Origin of the sequence: Streptomyces sp. BoleA5, assembly GCF_000373665.1 — a bacterium.
Lineage (GTDB): Bacteria > Actinomycetota > Actinomycetes > Streptomycetales > Streptomycetaceae > Actinacidiphila.
In genome coordinates this window covers 62,271-82,139 of record NZ_KB892109.1, presented here as the reverse complement: position 1 = coordinate 82,139, position 19,869 = coordinate 62,271, and the positions used below count along the sequence as shown (strand labels likewise).

General features: G+C 72.8%; 22 protein-coding genes. 9 read left to right on the top strand and 13 right to left on the bottom strand.

Features of this window, described 5'->3' with window-relative positions:
- Nucleotides 1-45 precede the first annotated feature (45 nt).
- Nucleotides 46-1,557 (bottom strand): SulP family inorganic anion transporter, encoded by a 1,512-nt coding sequence (locus B085_RS0122795; protein WP_018560908.1) that lies wholly within the window; start codon nucleotides 1,555-1,557, stop codon nucleotides 46-48.
- Between the two features lie 341 nt (nucleotides 1,558-1,898).
- Here B085_RS0122795 and B085_RS0122790 point away from each other — a divergent pair, with 341 nt between their 5' ends.
- Together B085_RS0122790 and B085_RS0122785 are read left to right on the top strand one after the other, a co-directional pair.
- The gene (locus B085_RS0122790; RefSeq protein WP_018560907.1) at nucleotides 1,899-2,303 is read left to right on the top strand and encodes a MerR family transcriptional regulator; all 405 of its coding nucleotides are present in this window, start codon (nucleotides 1,899-1,901) and stop codon (nucleotides 2,301-2,303) included.
- Between the two features lie 138 nt (nucleotides 2,304-2,441).
- Nucleotides 2,442-3,140 (top strand): TIGR04222 domain-containing membrane protein, encoded by a 699-nt coding sequence (locus B085_RS0122785; RefSeq protein WP_018560906.1) that lies wholly within the window; start codon nucleotides 2,442-2,444, stop codon nucleotides 3,138-3,140.
- Between the two features lie 30 nt (nucleotides 3,141-3,170).
- Here B085_RS0122785 and B085_RS0122780 read toward each other — a convergent pair whose 3' ends face one another.
- On the bottom strand, nucleotides 3,171-4,742 hold the full coding sequence (locus B085_RS0122780; protein WP_018560905.1) for a hypothetical protein: 1,572 nt from the start codon (nucleotides 4,740-4,742) through the stop codon (nucleotides 3,171-3,173).
- A gap of 158 nt (nucleotides 4,743-4,900) precedes the next feature.
- Nucleotides 4,901-5,326, bottom strand: coding sequence for a hypothetical protein (locus B085_RS0122775; protein ID WP_018560904.1), 426 nt, complete (start codon nucleotides 5,324-5,326; stop codon nucleotides 4,901-4,903).
- Nucleotides 5,327-5,441: 115 nt separating this feature from the next.
- On the opposite strand from B085_RS0122775, the gene B085_RS0122770 reads away from it, so the two are divergent.
- Entirely contained in the window at nucleotides 5,442-5,990 is a 549-nt protein-coding gene (locus B085_RS0122770) for a CGNR zinc finger domain-containing protein (protein ID WP_018560903.1), read from the top strand.
- A gap of 33 nt (nucleotides 5,991-6,023) precedes the next feature.
- Here B085_RS0122770 and B085_RS0122765 read toward each other — a convergent pair whose 3' ends face one another.
- Genes B085_RS0122765 through B085_RS0122755 form a run of 3 tightly spaced genes read right to left on the bottom strand, consistent with a single transcriptional unit; the run spans nucleotide 6,024 to nucleotide 8,830 of the window.
- The gene (locus B085_RS0122765) at nucleotides 6,024-7,229 is read right to left on the bottom strand and encodes a cytochrome P450 (RefSeq protein WP_018560902.1); all 1,206 of its coding nucleotides are present in this window, start codon (nucleotides 7,227-7,229) and stop codon (nucleotides 6,024-6,026) included.
- 34 nt (nucleotides 7,230-7,263) lie between these two features.
- Entirely contained in the window at nucleotides 7,264-8,631 is a 1,368-nt protein-coding gene (locus B085_RS0122760; protein ID WP_018560901.1) for an NAD(P)/FAD-dependent oxidoreductase, read from the bottom strand.
- Nucleotides 8,621-8,830, bottom strand: a complete 210-nt coding sequence (locus tag B085_RS0122755; RefSeq protein WP_026251330.1) for a ferredoxin — start codon at nucleotides 8,828-8,830, stop codon at nucleotides 8,621-8,623. The genes B085_RS0122760 and B085_RS0122755 overlap by 11 nt, the downstream gene beginning before the upstream one ends.
- 120 nt (nucleotides 8,831-8,950) lie before the next feature.
- Here B085_RS0122755 and B085_RS0122750 point away from each other — a divergent pair, with 120 nt between their 5' ends.
- Nucleotides 8,951-9,151 carry a hypothetical protein gene (locus B085_RS0122750; protein WP_106435009.1) on the top strand — a complete coding sequence of 67 codons (201 nt, stop codon included), beginning with the start codon at nucleotides 8,951-8,953 and terminating at the stop codon, nucleotides 9,149-9,151.
- Nucleotides 9,152-9,181: 30 nt separating this feature from the next.
- Here B085_RS0122750 and B085_RS0122745 read toward each other — a convergent pair whose 3' ends face one another.
- Nucleotides 9,182-9,571: a hypothetical protein gene (locus B085_RS0122745; RefSeq protein WP_018560898.1), complete on the bottom strand. Its 390-nt coding sequence runs from the start codon at nucleotides 9,569-9,571 to the stop codon at nucleotides 9,182-9,184.
- Between the two features lie 457 nt (nucleotides 9,572-10,028).
- Here B085_RS0122745 and B085_RS0122740 point away from each other — a divergent pair, with 457 nt between their 5' ends.
- Both B085_RS0122740 and B085_RS45825 read left to right on the top strand, forming a co-directional pair.
- A complete protein-coding gene (locus B085_RS0122740) occupies nucleotides 10,029-10,625 on the top strand; it encodes a hypothetical protein (RefSeq protein ID WP_018560897.1) in 597 nt (198 codons plus the stop codon).
- Nucleotides 10,626-10,860: 235 nt separating this feature from the next.
- On the top strand, nucleotides 10,861-11,970 hold the full coding sequence (locus B085_RS45825) for a VanZ family protein (RefSeq protein WP_158689807.1): 1,110 nt from the start codon (nucleotides 10,861-10,863) through the stop codon (nucleotides 11,968-11,970).
- 109 nt (nucleotides 11,971-12,079) lie between these two features.
- Here B085_RS45825 and B085_RS46260 read toward each other — a convergent pair whose 3' ends face one another.
- Nucleotides 12,080-12,577, bottom strand: a complete 498-nt coding sequence (locus B085_RS46260; protein WP_018560895.1) for a hypothetical protein — start codon at nucleotides 12,575-12,577, stop codon at nucleotides 12,080-12,082.
- Between the two features lie 137 nt (nucleotides 12,578-12,714).
- Here B085_RS46260 and B085_RS0122725 point away from each other — a divergent pair, with 137 nt between their 5' ends.
- A complete protein-coding gene (locus tag B085_RS0122725) occupies nucleotides 12,715-13,764 on the top strand; it encodes a DUF4190 domain-containing protein (protein WP_018560894.1) in 1,050 nt (349 codons plus the stop codon).
- Nucleotides 13,765-13,879: 115 nt separating this feature from the next.
- Here the strand turns inward: B085_RS0122725 and B085_RS0122720 are convergent, their stop codons facing one another.
- The 4 genes from B085_RS0122720 to B085_RS0122705 form a co-directional block, all read right to left on the bottom strand.
- Nucleotides 13,880-14,074 carry a hypothetical protein gene (locus tag B085_RS0122720; RefSeq protein ID WP_018560893.1) on the bottom strand — a complete coding sequence of 65 codons (195 nt, stop codon included), beginning with the start codon at nucleotides 14,072-14,074 and terminating at the stop codon, nucleotides 13,880-13,882.
- Between the two features lie 295 nt (nucleotides 14,075-14,369).
- The gene (locus tag B085_RS43485; RefSeq protein ID WP_018560892.1) at nucleotides 14,370-15,476 is read right to left on the bottom strand and encodes a PP2C family protein-serine/threonine phosphatase; all 1,107 of its coding nucleotides are present in this window, start codon (nucleotides 15,474-15,476) and stop codon (nucleotides 14,370-14,372) included.
- 154 nt (nucleotides 15,477-15,630) lie between these two features.
- Nucleotides 15,631-16,599 (bottom strand): alpha/beta hydrolase, encoded by a 969-nt coding sequence (locus B085_RS0122710; protein WP_018560891.1) that lies wholly within the window; start codon nucleotides 16,597-16,599, stop codon nucleotides 15,631-15,633.
- Between the two features lie 126 nt (nucleotides 16,600-16,725).
- Nucleotides 16,726-17,250 (bottom strand): AAA family ATPase, encoded by a 525-nt coding sequence (locus B085_RS0122705; RefSeq protein ID WP_018560890.1) that lies wholly within the window; start codon nucleotides 17,248-17,250, stop codon nucleotides 16,726-16,728.
- 200 nt (nucleotides 17,251-17,450) lie between these two features.
- Here B085_RS0122705 and B085_RS50990 point away from each other — a divergent pair, with 200 nt between their 5' ends.
- On the top strand, nucleotides 17,451-18,005 hold the full coding sequence (locus B085_RS50990) for a DoxX family protein (RefSeq protein WP_018560889.1): 555 nt from the start codon (nucleotides 17,451-17,453) through the stop codon (nucleotides 18,003-18,005).
- Nucleotides 18,002-19,012 (top strand): thiamine pyrophosphate-dependent enzyme, encoded by a 1,011-nt coding sequence (locus B085_RS0122695; protein ID WP_267881096.1) that lies wholly within the window; start codon nucleotides 18,002-18,004, stop codon nucleotides 19,010-19,012. Before B085_RS50990 ends, B085_RS0122695 begins: the two co-directional genes overlap by 4 nt.
- Nucleotides 19,013-19,063: 51 nt before the next feature.
- Here B085_RS0122695 and B085_RS0122690 read toward each other — a convergent pair whose 3' ends face one another.
- Complete coding sequence (locus B085_RS0122690) at nucleotides 19,064-19,708, bottom strand: SMI1/KNR4 family protein (RefSeq protein WP_026251329.1); 645 nt, start codon at nucleotides 19,706-19,708, stop codon at nucleotides 19,064-19,066.
- Between the last annotated feature and the right edge of the window lie 161 nt (nucleotides 19,709-19,869).

Here is a 19,869-nt window from a genome sequence, read left to right as displayed (position 1 = left end):
GCCCCGGCGGTCCCTCCCCGTATCCACCGAAACAGCCGGCCGCCTTCAGTGGCCGGTGAGTTCGCCGGTGAGCCTGCCGTGGAGGGCGGCGCTGGGCTGGTCGAGGCCGACGATCTCGACCGCCTTGCCGCGCTGGGCGTACTTCGTCTCGACGGTGTCCAGAGCGGCGACGGAGGAGGCGTCCCAGATGTGCGCGGCGGACAGGTCGATGACGACCCGGTCCGGGTCGGTGGCGTAGCGGAACCGGCCGACCAGGTCGTTGGAGGAGGCGAAGAAGAGCTCTCCGGTCACGGAGTAGACGACGGTCGTCCCGTCGGGGTCGACGACGGCCGTGACGTCCGCGAGGTGGGCGACCCTCCTGGCGAAGACGACCATCGCGGTCAGGGAGCCGACGACCACGCCGATCGCCAGGTTGGAGGTGGCCACCACGACCGCGACGGTGACGGCCATGACGGCGATCTCCCCGGCCGGCATCCGCCGCAGCGTCCTCGGTGCGACGGAGTGCCAGTCGAACGTCGCGAAGGAGACCATGACCATCACCGCGACCAGCGCGGCCATCGGGATGTCGGAGACGACCGGGCCGAAGACGACGCACAGCACCATCAGGAACGCGCCGGCGAGGAAGGTGGACAGCCGGGTGCGGGCTCCGGAGACCTTCACGTTGATCATCGTCTGGCCGATCATGGCGCAGCCACCCATGCCGCCGAAGAACCCCGTGACGATGTTGGCGATGCCCTGTCCGATGGACTCGCGGGTCTTGGAGGAGCGGGTGTCGGTGATGTCGTCGACGAGCTTGGCCGTCATCAGCGACTCCATCAGCCCGACCAGCGCCATCGCCAGCGCGTAGGGGGCGATGGTGGTGAGGGTGTCCATGGTGAACGGCACGTCCGGCAGGCCGGGCACCGGCAGCGAGGACGGCAGCGCGCCCTTGTCGCCCACGGTCGGCACCGCGATCCCGGCGGCGAGCGTGACGACGGTCAGGGTCACGATGGACACCAGCGGCGCCGGGATGACCTTGGTGACCTTCGGGAAGAACACCATGAGCGCCAGGCCCCCCGCGATGAGCGGGTAGACCGCCCACGGCACGTCGTGCATCTCCGGGACCTGGGCCACGAAGATCAGAATGGCGAGGGCGTTGACGAAGCCGACCATGACCGAGCGCGGCACGAAGCGCATGAGCTTGGCGACCCCGAGCGCGCCAAGAATGATCTGGAAGACCCCGGCAAGGATGACGGCGGCGACGAGGTAGCCGAGTCCGTGCTCACGGTTGAGGGGCCCGATGACCAGAGCCACGGCCCCGGTCGCGGCCGAGATCATGGCGCGGCGTCCGCCGACGACGGAGATGGTCACCGCCATGGTGAAGGAGGCGAACAGCCCGATCGCCGGGTCGACACCGGCGATGATCGAGAACGAGATGGCCTCGGGGATCAGCGCGAGGGCGACCACCAGGCCGGCCAGCACCTCGGTGCGCCACACCTTCGGGTCGGCGAGCCAGTCGGGACGCAGGGCACGCAGTCGGGCGGCCGGGGAGGGCGCGGCGGCGGCGGAAGAGGACACGGGAAAGGGGAACCTGTCGTGCTCGGGCACGCCCCCGTGGGTGGTGGGGGAGTACGGGAAGGGCACGGGGGCCGGGACGGCACCCGCGGGCGGCCGGGACCACGGATGTGCGGCAGGTACGCGTGACCGCACTCGCCTCACCGGACCGTCAGGGCGGGCAGACGGCGGCGCATGTCTCCCGCACGGTTCGAGTTCTCCGCCGGGGGCGTCGTCGGCCCCGACACGGCAGCGTGCGGACCCGCCGGGCCCGCACCGGGAACTCTACCCTAACGTTAGAGTAGGGATCGGTGAGGAAGCGGACGGTCGGCACCGGCCGGCGGAGAAGGGGCAGGGCCACGGACGTGGACGGCAGGCACATGCAGATCGGCGAGGTCGCCGCGCGGACCGAGCTGTCCCTGCGCACCATCCGGCACTACGAGGAGACCGGCCTGGTCACGCCGTCCGCCCGCTCCCAAGGCGGGTTCCGCCTCTACACCGAGACCGACGTCGCCCGGCTCATGGTGATCCGCCGGATGAAGCCGCTCGGCTTCACCCTGGACCAGATGCGCGACCTGCTCGACGCCATCGACCGCCTCGACGCCGCGGACCCGCCCCACGACGACGACCGCCAGGTGCTGCTGGAGCGTGTGCGCGCCTACGAACAGGACGCCGCCCGCAAGATCGAGGAGCTGCGCGTGCAGTTGTCCCGCGCCGAGGACTTCGCCGCCACGCTCGGCGCCCGTCTGACCGGCTCCGGCCGGCCCTGAGCGGGCCGGACGCACCTGCACCATCGGGCGTACGCCCCCTACGGCACACTCAAATCCTCCTCTGAACCCCGGCCGGGAAGGCTTCGACCACCCCCGGCGGTGGGCACGTACCCGGCAGGGCACGGGGGGGGAGAGGACATGGACGAGGCAACGGCGGTCCGCCTGGAACCGCACGAGATCGCGATGCTGCGCGGCGGCCCCAGGGCCGCCCTGACGGTGGCCGTGGTGGCGCTGCACCTGCGCGGCGCCGTGGAGTCCGGCCGGCCGGGCACCCTGCGCCGGGAGCCCTCCCCGGAACAGGCGGACCCGCCGCCGCACCGCCATCCGCTGGAGAAGGCGGTACGCGTCGGGCTGTACCGGCCGGCGGGGATCAGGGAACTGCTCGGCCGCGCGGTCGTCCGCAGGGCGCTGTCGCGGATGCGGGCGGAGCTGGCCGGGGCGGGGCTGCTGCGCCTGGTGCGCGCCAGCCCGACCCGGGCCGCCCGCCGGTACGTCGCCGACCTGCGGCGGAACACACCGATGCCCGAGCACCGCGCGGGACTCGCGGAGGAGGACATCCTGCTCGCGGTCGCCCTCCACGGCGACCCCGCCCTGACCGCGCTCGTCCCGGCGTTCACGACCGAGGCCGGCCTGACCGGCAGGGGAGCGGCGGCGGACGAGGGCCTGTTCCCGTTCGGCCGGTACGAGTTCCTGCGCTGGCGTGCCGACTACCCCGAGGACGGGCCGGGTTACGGCTCCGACGGCGGCGCGGGCCACGGCGGCCACGGCGCCGACCACTCCGCCGACTACTCCGGCGGCGGCTTCGGCTGCGGCGGAGGGGGCGGCGGTTCGGACTGACGACGGCGCCGGACGGGCGCGCGGCGGCGGTCAGAAGCCGAGGGACCTCGTCGTGTAGGCGCACTCGGTGTAGAGGTAGCCGGACTGGAGCTTCGCCGTGTCCGACGCCGGGGTCGACCCGTCGGACGACGTCGACTTGTGCAGGAAGTACGTGGTGCCGACGGGCAGCCGGATGGTGCGCTGGGGGTAGTTCCTGCCGCTGTCCTGGCAGGGCTTGAAGCCTGCCGGCGAGGGCGTCAGGAGGGAGTAGGAGGTGCAGCCGCGGCAGGCCTTGAGGGTCAGGCTGCCGGTCACCGGCCCGGTGTAGAGCACCGTGATCGGGTTGGGGCTGTCGTTCTTGATCGTGACCGGGATGCTGCCGCCGGAGGCCAGTGTGGGCAGCCGCTTGCCCGCCGAGGGGATCTCGTCCGCGACCTCCGCCGCGATGGCGAACTTCTTGGCCAGTGCCCGGTTCCCGGCGTTCTTGTTGTCGGCGACGTACTTGTTCATCGTCTCCCGCGCCTCGCCGAAGTCGCCCTCCTTGTACTGGTCGACCCCGCAGGCGTACACCCCCGAGTCGGCGCTCCTGCCGGCCCGGGCGGCGGAGGCGGCGACGGCCTCGGCGGCGTCCCCGGTCCCGGCGTTCAGGCCCCCGGCCTGGGTGCCGAGGGTGCGCAGCCGGTCGACGGCGGTGCAGGGATCCGAGCCCCGTACGCCCTTGGCGGCCTTGTCCACGGCCGAGTCGACGGCGGGTGCCACCTTCGCGGCCTGCTCCGAGTCGGGGAAGGTGCCCAGGAGGTCTCCGAAATTCCCCGTCCAGTCGGCGTCCCCGCCGCCGAGCCGCTGCGCACCGCACTCGTAGAGGGAGGTGGCCAGGCGGTCGTCGGGCCATGCGGCGAGCGTGCCGAGTGCCTGCCTGCCCATGGTGGCGGGCACCGTGCGCAGGTACGCCAGCGCCGGTATCGCCGTGCAGTAGTCCTGCTGCTCGTAGGCGGCGCCGACGGTCGTGTAGTAGGTCTTCAGCCGGTCGGGCACCCGGGCGGCGGCCCGGGAGTCCGGGTGGCCGGATCTGATGTCCCGGTACTCGCGCAGGGCCTTGCGGTAGTCGGATTCGGCCACGCCGAAGGGTCTGCTCCCGCCCGCCCGCACCAGCCGGTCGGCCTGGTCGAGCCGGTCGAGGAGTGCCTGCTCGTTGGCCTCGTCGCGGGCCATGTCGTACAGCACGACACCGCCGGCGGGCACCGCCAGCAGCACCAGGCCGAGGGCGATGGCCAGGAGGGAGCCGGTGGGCCACACCAGCCGGGTGCGCAGGCCGACCACGGCGCCGTGGACGGCCGCGGCCAGGAGGAGGACCAGGTACGCCACGACCAGGCCCATGGGCACGCCGTCCGGGTCCGCGGGCAGCGCCACCAGCAGCAGGATGCCGGTCGCGAACCAGCACGCGGCCATGAGCGCCCAGCGCCGGGTCAGGGCGTAACCGAGGCCGAGGCCGCTGAGGTTGAGCAGCCCGACCGCCGCGGCCCGCAGCCCGTCCGGCGGCGCCGGCGGCGGGGTGGAGGGCATGGGCGGAACGGCGAATCCGTAGCCGTATCCGTACGCGGCCCCGTGCGGTTGCTCGGACATGGCGGCTCCCCCCGTCAGCACTGCCCGCATGCCTGCAACCCGTCAGTGTACGGACGGTAGCCGGATCTCGACAGTGAGTTCGAGGGGCGGATTCGGGCCACAGGGCCCCGCGGGGGCCATGCGTCCGGGGCCGGCGCGCGGGCGCCGGCCCCGGCGGGTCAGACGGCCTTGAAGGGCACCCGGTAGGACTTGCGCAGGGACCCGGCGGCGACGGGCAGCAGCGTCGCGAGCACCTTGCCCTTGAGTGTGCCGGGCGTGCGGGTGAGTTCCACGTCCACCCGGGTGCCGTCCCCCTCGGCGGTCAGCTGGAAGACCCATCCGCCGCCGGGACCGAAGACCTTCGAGTCGTGCGTGGCGATGACGACCCTTCCCCTCTCGGCGTCCCAGTCGTAGCGTGCCCGCTCCCACGCGGACGCGGTGCCCTCCGTCACCTCGGCCCAGGTGTCGCCGATGGCGTGGACCGTGAGGTGCTCGGCGTCGATGGTGGGCCAGTTCCGGGCCCGTGCGGGACCGAAGTCGGTGAGCACCGCCAGCGCCTCGGCCGGGCTGAGCGAGGAGGTCAGATGAAAACGTACGACAGCCATTGCGGCGTCCCCCACAATCAAAAAGTAACCGTTCTGAACGGTGACGACCCTGGCACGGATGGAAATCACCTGTCAAGCCAGTGACGTATCGCAGGTCACCGGTTAGGATGGTGATGTGAACCATGCCTTTCCCTGCGGGACGCTCGCCCTCGACTTCCTGGGCACGCTGCGCGCACGACGCAACGCGGTGCCCACGGAAAAGCTCGCCACGCCCGGGCTCCTCGACTCCTGGTTCGTCGAGTCCCGGATGCTCGACAGCGAGCCCGGTGCCGACGCGTCGGACCTCGCGGCGGCTTTGGAGCTGCGGGAGTCGATCTACGCCCTGGTCGAGGCGCGGCTCGACGGCGCGGCCCTGCCCGCGGGAGCGGTCGCGACGGTCAACCGCCACGCGGCACAGACCCCCGTCGTGACCCAGCTCGCCCCCGACGGCACCAGCCGCTCCGGTTCCGCGGCACAGGGCCTGGCCGCCCTCGCCCGCGAGGCCGTCGAGATCATCGGCGGCGACGAGGGGACACTGCTGCGCGAGTGCGCCCGCCCCGAGTGCACCCAGGTGTACCTCGACCACTCCCGGGGCCGCCGCCGCGAGTGGTGCGCGATGCGGACCTGCGGCAACCGCGTCAAGGCCGCCGCCTTCCGCGCCCGCCACCGCACCACCGCGGAGTGAGGCGCCCGGGGGGCCGGAGCGCGGCTTCGGGCCTCAGAACCCGACGAGAAGGTGGCGGGGCCCGCGCAGCATGGCGTTGCTCCGGTAGGGCGGCGGGTCCTGCAGCAGGGTCGCCGTGCCGAGGCCGGGGAGGAGCGCGCCGAGCGCCGCCTGCGCCTCGATGCGTGCCAGCGGCGCGCCGTAGCAGAGATGGATGCCGCTGCCGAAGCCGAAGTGCTCGTTGTCCTTGCGGGCGGGGTCGAACCGGTCGGGGTCCTGGAACCGCAGCGGGTCGCGGCTGCCCGAGGCGAGAGCGAGGATCACGGACGTCCCCTTCGGGACGACGGTCCCCGCGATCTCCACGTCGGCGAGCGGGATGCGCTCGCGCAGGTGCACCGGCGGCTCGTACCGCAGCAGTTCCTCCACCGTCTCCGGCAGCAGCTCCGGTCCACGGCGGAGCCGTTCCAGCGTGTCGGGGTGGCGCAGCAGTGTCAGCACGCCGTTGGTGATCAGGTTGACCGTGGTCTCGTGCCCCGCGATGAGGAGCAGGATGGCGGTCATCGCCAGTTCCTCCTCGGTGAGCCGCAGCTCCGGATCCGGTTCGTTGACGAAGTCCGAGAGCAGGTCGCCGGTGGGCCGGCCGCGGCGCTGCTCGGCCAGACCGAGCAGGTACGCCCCCATCTCCATCCGGGCCGTGCGGCCCGCCTCGGCCCGCGCGGCCGTGTCCTCGCCCGGGCTGATGTCGGCGGAGGCGACGAGCAGGTCCGTCCACTCCCGGAACCGGGGCTCGTCCTCGCGCGGGACCCCCAGCAGCCGGCAGATGACCGTGACCGGCAGGGGATAGGCGAGGTCGTCGACGATGTCGACGTGGTCGCGGCCCCGCAGCCCGTCGACCAGCTCCGCGGTGATCCGGGTGATCTCGCCCCGCATGGCGTCGACCCGCCCGGGGCTGTGCGGAGGGCCGAACGGGCGCATCGCCAGCGTGCGCAGGCGGTGGTGCTCGGGGTCGTCGAGCCGCAGGAACGGCAGGTGCTGGGTCTCCTCCGGCGCCGCGGGGGCCGGGGTGGTGCGGTTGCGGGGGTCGGCGCTGAGCCTCGGGTCGTGGAGCAGGCCCGCGATCTCGTGGAAGGTGCCGACCAGGTAGCTGCCGTCGGTCTGCCGCACCATGGGCCCGGCCTCGCGGAGCTCCGCGTAGAGGGGGTAGGGGTCGGGGCGGCTGGCGTAGTCGGTGATCCGTTCCAGCAGGGTCTCGGCGGTCATGCGTGGTGGCTCCTCGTGGATGGGCGGGGGCAGGTCACCCGGTGGGCTTCGCCAGGACCAGCCGCCGGTCCGGCAGGTACCCGGTGAGCGCGACGGTGGGACCGTGCGAGAGCCTGCTCGGGTCCGGCACGTCGGACGGGAGGGGGACCTCGGCCGCCGCACGCCGGTCCGCCGCCCCCGGCGGAGGCGGGAAGGGGGCCGCGGACTCGATGAGGCGCTCGTAGTACTCCAGCGACTTGGCCATGTTGACCGTGACCGCCGCGGTCACCCGGCCGCGGTAGCCGTAGACCATCACCAGCCGGCGCGCCTCCAGCGAACCCTGGGCGATGACCACCTCGTCGGAGAAGGTGGGCACGCCCACCGACTTGATGTTGTGGCCGAACTGGCTCGACCAGAACGTCGGGACCGAGAGGTGCGGTCGCCGCAGCGGCCCCGGGCTGATCATGTTGTGCGCGGCCACCTCGGCCTGGTCCACCGCGTTGCGCCAGTGTTCGAGGGAGAGCAACTGGTACTCGTACAGCGGGTGCGGGAAGCGCGAGACGTCACCGGCCACAAAGACGTCGTCCGTGACGATCCCGTACATGTCGAACGCCCGGCACCCGGCGTCGCAGGCGATCCCGCGCGGATCCGCGGCCAGCCCCGAATCCGCCAGCCACTCCACGTTGCGTACGGCGCCCATGGCGACGACGCACACGTCCGCGTCGACGCGGGTGCCGTCCGACAGGTCCGCGCCGGTGAACCTGCCGTTGCCGCGCAGCGAGGTGACGGTCACGCCGCAGCGCAGGTCCACACCGTGTGCCCGCTGCATGGCGGCCGCGAGCTTCGACAGCGTCCCGCCGAGCGCGCCCACCAGCGGGGCGGGGCCGCGTTCGGTGACCGTGACCTCCAGTCCGCGCTCGCGGCAGACCGACGCGATCTCCGAACCGGTGAAGCCCGCGCCGATCACCAGCACCCGGCGCGGCCCGGCCGACAGCCGCTCGGCCAGGCGCGCCGCGTCGTCGCTGGTGCGCAGCGTGAACACTCCGTCGAGGGCCGCCTCCTCGGGAACGGGCCAGGGCCTCGCCCGTGTCCCGGTCGCGATCAGCAGCCGGTCGAACGGCAGCGACGAACCGTCGCCCAGCAGGACGCGCTTGCCGACCGGGTCCAGTCCGGTGGCAGGCACCCCCAGCCGCCACTCCGCCTCCGGATCACGGCGCATCGGCAGCCCGGTGGAGTACGCCGACGCGTTGCCGAGCAGGACGTGCTTGGACAGCGGCGGCCGGTCGTACGGCGGGTGGGGCTCGTCGCCCACGACGGTGAGCGAACCGGTGAAGCCCTTCTCGCGCAGCGCCTCCGCGGCCCGCAGACCGGCCAGGGACGCACCGACGACGACGATCCGGCCATCCTTCAGTTCAGCGGACACCGGCGCTCACCTCCTCGCCGACCAGGATCGCCTGCACGGGGCACGCGGCGGCCGCCTGGCGCACGCGTTCGTACTGCTCTTCCGGAACCGCCGGGTCGTACAGCAGTGCCTCCTCGCCGTGCAGTTGGAACACGTCCGGCGCAAGGAACACGCACTGTGCATAGCCTTGGCAACGGGTGAGATCCACGACAACGCGCATGCCCAGCCACTCTCTCCGGCCCTCTGATGTCCCTTCATTGGTAAGCCCTGCGGGAGCGCGGCGCGCGTTCGGCTACTCCGCCAGGATGCGGCGCCGCCGTGGCGGGGCCAGGCTGGGCGGGTGCCATGCCGAGTGATCGTCTACCCGCCGTCGGGCAGTGGCGGCCGCCGCGTGCGGTGCGACGGCAGGATCCTCGGCCTCGCCTACAGCCCCCGCGACGTCCTCGCGCTCGTCCGCCGCGCCGGGCTCCGCATGCGCCTGGGCGACCTGTACGACAGCGACCTCGTCGAGTGGCGCGGAGCCGGCCCGACGACCTGGTGACGAGCGTCCGTGCCGGTGGCGCCCGCGCGGTCACGCACGCGGCCAGAGCGGCTGCATCACGCCCAGGTCGATCACCGACACCCACTCGGCCGACGGGATCGCCCGCTCCAGCACGAACCACTCGTCCGGCCGCCCGTCGAAGCGGGTCGCCGCAAGCGTCTCCGCGGACCCTGCCGGCAGCCTCGTACCCGCCCAGGCGTGCCACCGCCGCGCCTCGGGCGCCGGAACCTCCACCGTGATCCGCACCGTGCGGTCGCGGAAGGGCCCGGGCAGCGACCCCGGGCTCGGGTCGGTGGTCAGGTGCACTGCCCTCGCCAGCTCCGGTACGTCGTCCAGCCCCTCCGGCCAGGTCGCCCTGATCTCCGCGTCTGCCGAAATCAGCGGCCACAGCCCCGGCCGCGTGAAGTGGAAAAACAGCATGCGGGGACCTTACTGGCGGATCACCCCGCGCATGTTTCCCGCATGTGACGACGAGCGCCGCGGTGGTTCGCCGTGCGTCCGTCCGCCTCGGCACAGGCGGTAGGGCGGTCCCGGGGCGCAGTCGCGTGGTGTGTTGCCGCCGCTGTCGCTGAAGTCCGCACAGGTCGGGAACAGATGGTTGAACTTGCCAGCAGGAAAGCCGGAAGACCGATGGCGACGGTGATGCCGACGGCGCGAATCGATGGGCCGCGCAGAGGCGGTGGTAGTCGGACAACAGGCTCTGCCGTCCAGCGAGAACACGTCGTTCAGCGCGCCCGACAGATCCATGACTGGTTTGTCCGGTTCGGCAACATGCCGTCGGGCCGGCGTCGCCCGCCTGCCGCTCGGGGACGCGGCCGCCCTGCCGTGTCAGTGGCCGCCCATAGAGTGCGGGCAACCTCGTCAAGGAGGAGTTCCCGTGGGATTCTCGGGGCACCTGGTCTTTGCCCGCAGCAACCGGCCGCTGCTGGAAGCACCCGTGTTCGACGGCGTCGACCAGGAGCAGAAGGACGCCGTTCATACGTGGTGGCCGCGAGAAGGCGGTTGGCAGACCCTCCAGTTCGGCAACGAGATATGGGAGGACGACGATCTGCCCGCCCTCGTCGAATGGACCGGCGCACCGGCCTGCGTCGCGCAGGTGTCGGAGAGCAGCCTCGCTCTGGTGACGGGGCTGGGCACCGATGGGCGACGTTGGCAGGCATGGCTCAACCTGCACGTCGCCGCGCCCTTCCTCACCGAGGAACCCGAGGACGTGGACGAGGTGATCTACTGGGTGGACACACCCGAGTTCCACGAGGCAGTCGGCCGTACACGCGCGGAACTCGACGCGCAGGTCCCTTCCGACGCCGCGGGGGCACTCGCCTGGGCCGCGGCGGCGGGCTTCGCGGCCGCGGCGTCGCAGTCCCGGATCGAGGAGTTGCTGCGCTCGGAGGAGACCTTCGTGGAGGAACTCTTCGACGATCTGCTGGACGCGCTGGGTTCTCCGGCGGCGACGCCGACCGCACCGCCGCCTTAGAGGACGGCCTCCGGCCGCGGGGCCCGAGCTTTGGGCCGGAGCCCGGGGGCGAGCACGTCGTGGTGATCTTCTGACCGGCAGGGGCGGCCTGTTACAGCTTGGTCATGAGTTGAGCCAGGACCCATGACGTGCGGGAGCCAGGGTGATCGCCGACGCGTCGCGAACCGCGCGCCGTCGGCTGGTCTCCGCACGCTCGAAAGGCACGTCATTGATCGCTCTCGTCTTCGGAGGGCACGTGTTGTACCTCCTTCTCGTCGCCCTCGTCTCCGCCGCGGTGCTGGGGGTGGTCGCGTCCGCCCTGCGCGGCCGGTCCGACCGGCCGTGGACCTATGCGGCCTGGGCGGCCACGACGACGGCCACGCTGTTCCTGACCCTCTGGCTGAGACCCGTGGGCACAGGAGCGGTCAAGTGCACGGTGAGCAAGGACGTGTTGGAGTCGTTCGGGACGACCCAGGGATGGATGAACGTCGCGCTCTTCGTGCCGATGGGATTCTTCGGAGTGCGCGCGGCCCGGCGTCCCCTGCAGCCTGTACTGCTGTCCGTCCTCCTGGCCGGCGGTATCGAGACCGTCCAGGCGTGCCTGCCGGTCATCGGCCGCTACTGCGACACCAGTGACTTCGTCACCAACGTCACGGGCGCCGTCGTGGGCGTGGGCGCCGGGTTCCTGTCCCTGCGCCTCGGCGCTTCGGGGCTGTCGCCCTGGCCGAGGCGGCACCGCGGGCTCCTGGCCGTGACCGGGGCGGGATTCTTCGCCGTCGCCTGCGTGCTGTCGACCGTCGTCGACGTGCGCGTGGTCGACCACGCCGAGCCGAGCAGGCAGGCGTCGACGGAACAGCAGGCGGTGATCGGGCAGGCGATCCGCAAGGCGCTGGGCGACGACGTCAGGATCGGCCGCGTCTCGGACAACACGCCGTGCGGAGTGGACGGTGTGAACGAGGAGGTGTGGGCCGACCTGGAACCGAACGGCGTCGCCTCCATACGCTGGCCCGATGCGGACAGGTTCGAACTCGACGTGTCGATGGGACCCCGCACCGAGGCGGCGGCCGCCGGCCGGCCGATCCCGGGGTCCGCCGGGCCCGTCCGCGACGAGGCGGCCGCCGAACGGAGCGCCGGACGCTATGTGGCCGCGCACTATCCCACCGCCGACACGAAGCGGCCCGCGGTGGATCGCGCCGACGACGGCATGGGTGAGACCTGGACCGTCACCTACCCCTACCGCGACGACCGCATGTCGGCCGTGACGTCGCTGGAGGTGAAGGTGAACTCCGCGAGCCGCCTCCTCGCCGTCCGTCTCACCGCGTCCGCCGGCGACGGCCGGAAGGACGGATACGTGCCCTGCGCCTGACGCGTCGTGGACTTGGCCGACGAGTTCCTCGCGCTGCGGGACCGCCCGCCGATCACGGTGACCGTCCTCGAAAGCCGTCCCGGCCCCGCGGCAGCCTGCGGCGGGGCCGTCACTGCGGCGGCCGCGGGGCGTGGCGGTCCCAGCCGACCGCCACCGCCCAGGTGACGCCGGGGCTCGCCGTCACCTTCAGGCGGGTGGCGGCCTCGCGGGTCGGCGTCGCGGCGCCGTTGAGGCGGCCGTCCGGCCGGTCGGAGCAGTGTTCCGTGGTCGCGCCGTAGCGGCCCGCGTCCACCGTGAGCGTGCCCTCGCCCTGGCACTGCGTCGCCACGTAGACCGTCCCGCCCGCGGGCTTCGCGGGCAGGGCCTGTGCCAGTGCGCCGCTGCGGCGTCCCGTCGACAGCCACACCACGGCGTCGGCCAGGTCCTCCGACGGGTCGTGCCAGGGCGCGGCGGAGCGGGCGGACGCCGTAGCCGCCGCTGTTCCCCGCCGTTCGAGAGCGGGGGAGTCCGGTGTGGAGTGCGGCGTGGAGCCTGCCGTGCAGCCGCTCAGCGCGAGGACGGACGCGGCGCAGGCCGCCAGGGCGTGCCGCCGTACGTGGTGGAACACATCAACCCCCGTGTGTGGTTCCCGATCGACCGGATCATGCTGGCATCCCCGGCCCCCGCGGTACAGGACGTCCGTTCACGACGATCGGATATATTCGCGCAGCCGTTCGCCCGAAACCCTCTGAGGAGCACTTCTCCGTGGACTCGCCGTACCCCGCGCCGCCGCCCGCACCCCCGCGGCCGGCGCTGGACGGATTCGCCGTGGCGGCCCTGGTGGCCGGGCTGTTGTGCGGGCTTCCCGTGGTCGGCGTCGTACTGGGCGCCGTCGCGCTGTCCCGCATCAAGAGGACGGGCGACCGCGGCAAGGGCCTCGCCGTCACCGGTCTGGTGCTCTCCGCCCTGGGCACGCTGTACCTGGCCGTGATGGCGGCCGGCGGCGCGTTCCAGTCCGGCGAGGGCGCGGAGGACGGTTCCTCCGCGGGGTCGCGCGGCGGCGGCTCCTTCGCCCTCCACAAGGGCGACTGCGTCGACACACCTCATGACGATCTGGTGGACCGGATCGCGAGGACGGCCGTCGCGCCGTGCGCGCGGACGCACACCGCCGAGGTGTTCGGCGTCTTCGAGCTTCCCGGGGGCGGCTACCCCGGCGAGGACTCGATCTCGGAGGTGGCCGAGAGCCGCTGCTGGAGACTGACCAGTGCGTACGCCATGGACACCTGGGCGTTCCCGAAGGATGTCGAGGTGTACTACCTCGCGCCGAGCAGCGAGAGCTGGGTGTGGGGCGACCGCCAGGTGAGCTGCCTGTTCGGCAAGGACGAGGGCCCCCTCAAGGGCTCGTTGCGGCAGGACGAGACCACGCTCGACGAGCACCAGGTCGCCTACCTGAAGGCGGTCAACACCTTCGACGACGCCAAGGCGGAGGCCCCGGAGGCGGAGTACGTCGAGGACGATCTTGCCGCCTACAAGCAGTGGGCCGGGAACGTCACGGCCGCCCTCGACGAGGAGGCACGCATCCTGCGTGCGCACGAGTGGCCCGCCGAAGTGAGGCAGCACGTGGCCGCGATCGACGCGGAGATCGCCGCGGCCCGCCCGCTCTGGGCCAAGGCCGCGAAGGCCAAGGACGCGGACACGTACTACGACCACTACGAGGCCGCCGAGGACCTGTCGGGCGACGTCGACGCGGCGGTCAAGGCACGCGCGGCGCTGGGCCTCGCCACGTCGGCGCCGGCGGCGGACGCGGAGGTGTGATCGCCGGACGGGCGGCGGACCGCGAGGGCTCCGCGCTCACGGAGTGATCCCGCGTCGGCAGGTGACTTCTGTCCGGGCTCCCACGCCGAGCCAGACGGTCCCGCGTCCGTCCGCGTCAGTCCGCACCGGGATCCGGATCCCAGTCGGCCACGAGATCGGCGCAGAGGTCACCCGGATCGTCGCCGCGGTGAAACGGAGCTCGTGTGTACAGCCCGCCGGGGTGCGGCAGGATCTCGTCCAGGCGGAGGCTGTTGACATCGCCGAGGTCGAAGGGGCCGCCGTCGTCCGTGGTCACGTCGACCTCGGACACGCCCGTGCTCCTGCTCGCCCCGGCAGCACAGAGGCGGAGTCCGAACCCGGCCGACGCCGCGGGCCGGGCCGGGGGAGTGCGGTGGGCTTGAGTTCCCCGACGCGTCGCGGCGCCTGGACGTCGTAGTGGCCCGGGTCGCGGGCGAACGCCCGCGCGCCCGGGGGCAACGACTGCCGGAGGCCCGGCGGAACGGCCAGGCAGGCCCTGGGGTCGTGCCGGTGAACTCCCCTGTCCTGCCGTTCGGCGGCGACGTGTTCCATGGCCCCCTCGACTCCGCTCGCCAGAGGCAGCCATCTCAGGCGTCCGGAATCCTGTCGTCCTCGGATGCGTGCGTGACGGCGAGGAGCGCCGTGTCGTCGGTTCGCCGGCCGCCGCTGTGCCGGTGGTGGTCGGCGAGCACGGCGTCCAGGAGGGCGTCCGGGCCGGGGTGGCGGCGGCCCGTGCATCCGGCGACGGGGTCGTAGAAGGCCCCCGACGCGTCGCGGGCCTCGGTGAGGCCGTCCGTGTAGAGCAGCAGATCGGCCCCTTCGGGGAACGGCACCGTGTCGACGCACTCCGGTCCGTCGCCGAGGGCGCCGAGGCCCAGCGGCAGGCCCGGGCGCGAGGGCTCGACGTACCGCACGGTGTCGCCCACGAGGAGCAGCGGCGGCGGGTGCCCGCGGTTGAGGAGCCGGACCTCGTTTCCCCGCCGGGGGAACTCCGCGAGCACCCCCGTGACGAACCCCTCGAGTTCGGCCGGGCCCCCCGACTGCCGGGCCTCGAGGGTGAGGGCCCGTTCCAGTCGCCGCACGAGACCGGTCAGGCTGGGCTCCTGCAGTGCCGCCTCGCAGAAGGTGCCGATGGCCACGGAGACGGCCCTGACCGCCCCCATCCCCTTGCCGCGTACGTCGCCGACGACGCAACGGACGCCGAACGGGGTGTCGACCACGGCGTAGAGGTCCCCGCCGATCTGCGCGTCCGTCTGGGCGGCCTCGTAGCGCGCGGCGAAGCGCAGCGGGCCGATCCGTTCCGGCGGCGTGGGCAGGACGGCGCGCTGGACGGCGGAGGCGATGTCGCGAACCGACTCGAACCGCTTCTTGCGGTGGTACAGGAGCCGGTTGAGGAAGGCCGCGACCGCGGTCACTGTCGCGACCATGAACAGCTCACTGAAGACGACCGCGCTCTCCCGGTAGCCGAAGTACCGGAACATGGCCCAGTCGAGGAGGAACGCGCTCACCCCGGTGAGGATCGTGCCGCGCAGCGACAGCAGGGAAGCGGCCGCCAGGGTCGCGGCCGCGTAGAGGGCGGCGGCGCTGACGGTGCGTGGGGTGAGGAGGTCGACCAGTACGGCGGAGCACAGCAGGACGACCGGCAGCAGACGGCCGCGTCCTCCCGTCCACTTCCCCGTTCCCAGCCTCGCCACGTGCTGCTCCCGACGCCGACCGGGCTTCTGGCCGGCTCAGGCTAACCGCCTGCCGTACCGCCCCGGGCTCCACGCCGCCCGACTCGCCCACGCCGTACGCCGCCGCGGGGCGGCCGCCACCCGAACGGCGCAGGCCTCGCGTCTCCTCGGACGATCAGGCGGCGCTGTCGGCTTCGCCGGCGCGCAGGCCGCGGCGGAGGGCGTCGAGCTGTTCGGCGATCATGCGCCGGCTCACCTCGGCCCGCGGGGCCAGTTGCGCCGCGCCGTGGAAGGCGCCGGGGAAGTGGTGCATCTCGGTCGGCACACCGGCGGTGATCAGCCGCTGGGCGTAGGCGAGGGCCTCGTCGCGCAGCGGGTCGAGCCCGGCGGCCGCGAGGTAGGTGGGCGGCAGTCCGGCGAGGTCCTCCGCCCTGGCCGGGGCGGCGTACGGGCTGACGCCTCCGCCGCCGCGGAGGCCCGTGCCGCCGAGGTAGTGGTCCCAGCTGCGCTGCGCGTTGCGACGGTTGAAACCGGGGGTGTCGGCGAAGGCCCGCATGGAAGGGGTGGCGAGGCGGTCGTCCAGGATGGGCACGCCGAGGTACTGCATGCTCAGCGCGGGGCCGCCGTGGTCGCGTGCGTACAGGGCCACCGCCGCCGCCAGGTTCCCGCCGGCGCTCTCCCCGGCGACACCGATCCGGTCCGGGTCGACCCCGAGCTCGCCGGCGTGCTCCGCCAGCCAGCGCAGGGCGGCGTAGCAGTCCTCCAGGGCCGCCGGGTAGGGGTGTTCGGGTGCGAGGCGGTAGTCGACCGACACCACGACGGCGCCCACCTCGGCGGCGATGCGGGTCGTCTCGTTGCGGAAGAAGTCCACGAGGCCGATGACGAAGCCGCCGCCGTGCAGGTAGAGCAGGGCGGGCAGCTTCCCGTCGTGGTCCGCGGGGCGGTGGATGTGCACGCGGACGTCCGGAGCGTCCGGCGGGCCCGGGACGGTGACCTCGCGGAAGCCGACCGGGACCGGTGAGGTGTAGGGATCGGCCTCCATCCGCGCCGCTTCCGTCCGCATGCGCTCGACCTCCGCGTACGCGTCCGCCAGGGCGAGCCTGGTCATCCGCGGGGCCAGTTCCGGGTCGAACGGGAAAGCCAACGTCAACTCCTCCTGTGGGCAGGGCGTCTCGGCATGTGCCTGGCTAGCAATGTCGAAGTCAGGGATGGAGTGTACGCACTCAATACTTGCCGGGTCAAAGATCTCCCGCCGCGGCACGGGCATCCGTCACCCCAGTGACGGCCACCGGTCCTCGGCCCACTCCCGCCAGCCCGGCCACCCGCGGGGAGGGCCGCCCACGTCCCCTCCGGCGAGCTCGGCGGCGTCGGGCTCCTCGAACAGCGCCCGCCAGCGGAGCAGGTCCGCCTCGCTCATCGGGAACGTCCGCTCCGGCGTGGCGGCCTGGCGACGGGCGACGCGGGCCGACTGGGTCTGGTGGTCCACCGGCACGTACACGAGCCGACAGGACCCGCCCGCGGACTCGGCCAGGTGGCGGACGGCCGACCTCTCGTCACGCGACCAGCACCCGAAGTCCAGGACCGCGTTCGTCCCGAGCGCCAGCGCCTCCAGCGCGAGCCGCAGCAGCAGCCCTTCCAGGACGTCGCGCCTGCCGTCCGCCTCCGGCGCGCCGAACAGCGGGATCATCCACTCGTCCGGCGTCAGTCGCAGGGCGGCGTGTTCGGCGGCGAGCCGCCGGGCCACAGTGGTCTTGCCCGCCCCGGGCAGGCCGACCATCAGGAACAGAGAGGCCACCCGGCGATCCTGCCAGAACCGGGACGGGGCCATCGGTGGCACGGCATCCGACCCCCATGGACCTAACGTCCGGCGTGCCGCGCGCCGGACGGCCCCGCGGCGCGTCACGCTGCTGGCGTGATCGGCCGTGCGGGGTGAGCCGCCCGGCGCGACGTCCGGCTCGCAGGCCGCACACGGCATTCCCACGAAGGGCCTCAGACATGTCCGCTTCCCCCCTCGGCACCCTGTCCCGCTCCAGCTCCCACGCCGTCGCCGAGCGCGGCGTTCCGCCCTACGTCCACGACGCCGCGCTGCTGCTCCTGCGGCTGGCGCTCGGGCTGACGATGGCGAGCCACGGAGCGCAGAAGCTGTTCGGCTGGTTCTCCGGGGTGGGCCTCGACGGCGCCGGACGCGTCTTCACCTCCGCGGGCTACCCGGCGGGCAAGGCGATGGCCGTGATGGCCGGGCTCAGCGAGGTGCTCGGGGGCGTGGGCCTGGCCCTCGGGCTGCTGACCTCGCTCGCCGGGGCGGCGGTGGTCGGCGTCATGGTCAACGCCGTCGCCCTGAAGTGGGGCGGCGGGTTCTTCGCCCCGTCAGGGGTGGAGTACGAACTCATCATCGCCGCGCTGGCGGTCGTGCTGGCCGTCGTCGGGCCCGGCCGGTACGCGCTGGACCGTCACCTTCCGGGCGTGCGGGCCCACCGGGCCGGCCACGGCGTCGCCGCGGTCTTCCTCGGCGTGGTCCTGGGCGTGATCGTGCTGATGTTCCGCGGCTGATCGCCCGCTCGGGCCTCGCGGACGAGGTCCAGCGGTTCCTGGACGCAACGGGGATGCCCTTCGCCACGATGATGGCCGACAAGGGCGTCCTGAACGAGGAACAGCCCGCGTACTGCGGCATGTACGACGGCAAGCTCATGAACGAGGGCGTCCGCCGCTTCGTCGAGGGCAGCGACGTCGTCGTGCTGATCGGTGCGCTGATGCACGACTTCAATAGCGGTGCGTTCACCGCGCACCTCGACCCGGGTCGCACGATCGACATCCGCCACCACCACGTGAGCGTCGACGGCATGACCTACCAGAGCGTGGAGATGAAGGACCTCCTCGCCGCGCTGACCGGGACGCTGCCGCGCAGGCAGTGGCCGCACATCCCGGTCGAGGTGACCCGTATGGCCCTGGCGGGCGGGAGCGCCGGCGACTCGATCACCGCCGAGAACCTCTATCCCCGCTGGGAGGACTTCCTCAGGCCCGACGACATCCTGGTCGCCGAGACCGGCACGGTCTCGATGGGTCTGGCGTTCGCCAAGCTGCCCAGCGGCGCGACGTTCCACAACCAGACGCTGTGGGGCTCCATCGGCTGGGCCACCCCCGCCGCGGTCGGCGCGGCCGTCGCGGCGAAGGACGGCCGGCGCGTCGTCCTGATCACGGGGGAGGGTTCCCACCAGCTCACCGCGCAGGAGATCAGCCAGTTCGGGCGGTACGGGCTGCGGCCGGTGGTGTTCGTCCTGAACAACCACGGCTACCTGATCGAGCGCCTGCTCTGTAAGCACCCGGACATCGCCTACAACGACCTGGCCGACTGGCGGTACTCCGACCTGCCCAAGGCCCTGGGCTGCGAGGACTGGTTCACCGCCCGTGTCTCCACCCTCGCCGAGCTCGACCGGGCGATGGACGCCGCGGGGAAGGCCGGCACCGGCTGCTACATCGAGGTCATGACCGACACGTATACGGCGCCGCCGCTGGCCGGCCAGCTGCACGACAACATCGAGAGCCTGTACTCCACCTGACCGGCGGCCACGCCGAGACGATCGGGGGCGGGCGGGCCGTGAGGCCCGCCGTCAGCCCGACCCAAGGGGGGCCGCCCGGAGCGGGCCGCCGTCCGGGGCGACCGGGTGGTCGGCGGCTTCGTCCCACCACAGGCCGCCGTCGGACGTCAGGAAGGGGGGCATCCCCCGCACGCCACCGCCGTGGTGCAGGGCTTCGGCCACTTCGTGCAGGTACAGGGCCAGGCTCGGCACCGCGTCGGAGAAGTCGCCGCTTCCGCCGTGACCCGCCCAGCCGAGGCGGCTGTGACCGGGGCCCGGACGCAGATCGAGGACCTGCGCGGTTCCGTCCGCTCCCACGGCCCAGGGCACCCAGAGCGGGTGCCACCAGGGCTCGTCCTCCCAAGGGGGCACCGTCAGGCCGTCCGCGTCCGACGCCACCTGCATGCACATACGCCAGTGGTCCACGATCGCCGCGACGGCCAGCGGGGACTGGCCTTCCGGCAGCAGTGCGGCCCAGCCCGTCACTCCGTTGTGGCAGCACAGTGACTCGACCAGGTCGCCGGGGAGCCTCACCCCCAACGCTTGTTCAGCGGCGGCGACTTCGTCGCGGGCGGCCGGGGGGTTGAGCAGTACGGGGGTGGAGGCGGAGTGCGCGGCCAGCCAGGCGTCGATGCGCCGCCACGACGTCGACACCGAGGCTGTTTCCTGCTCGGTCACAGGTCGACCTTCCGCGTCGAGGTTCGGCGGCGCTTGCGGCATACGGGTGCCGCCGCAGGACGTCCGGATTACGACCATAGGCTGCATCTATCGATGCCTTCCAATATGCGTCTTGGACGGGGCGGCGCCTTCGTCCATAGCCTTTGGGCATGGCACTCGCG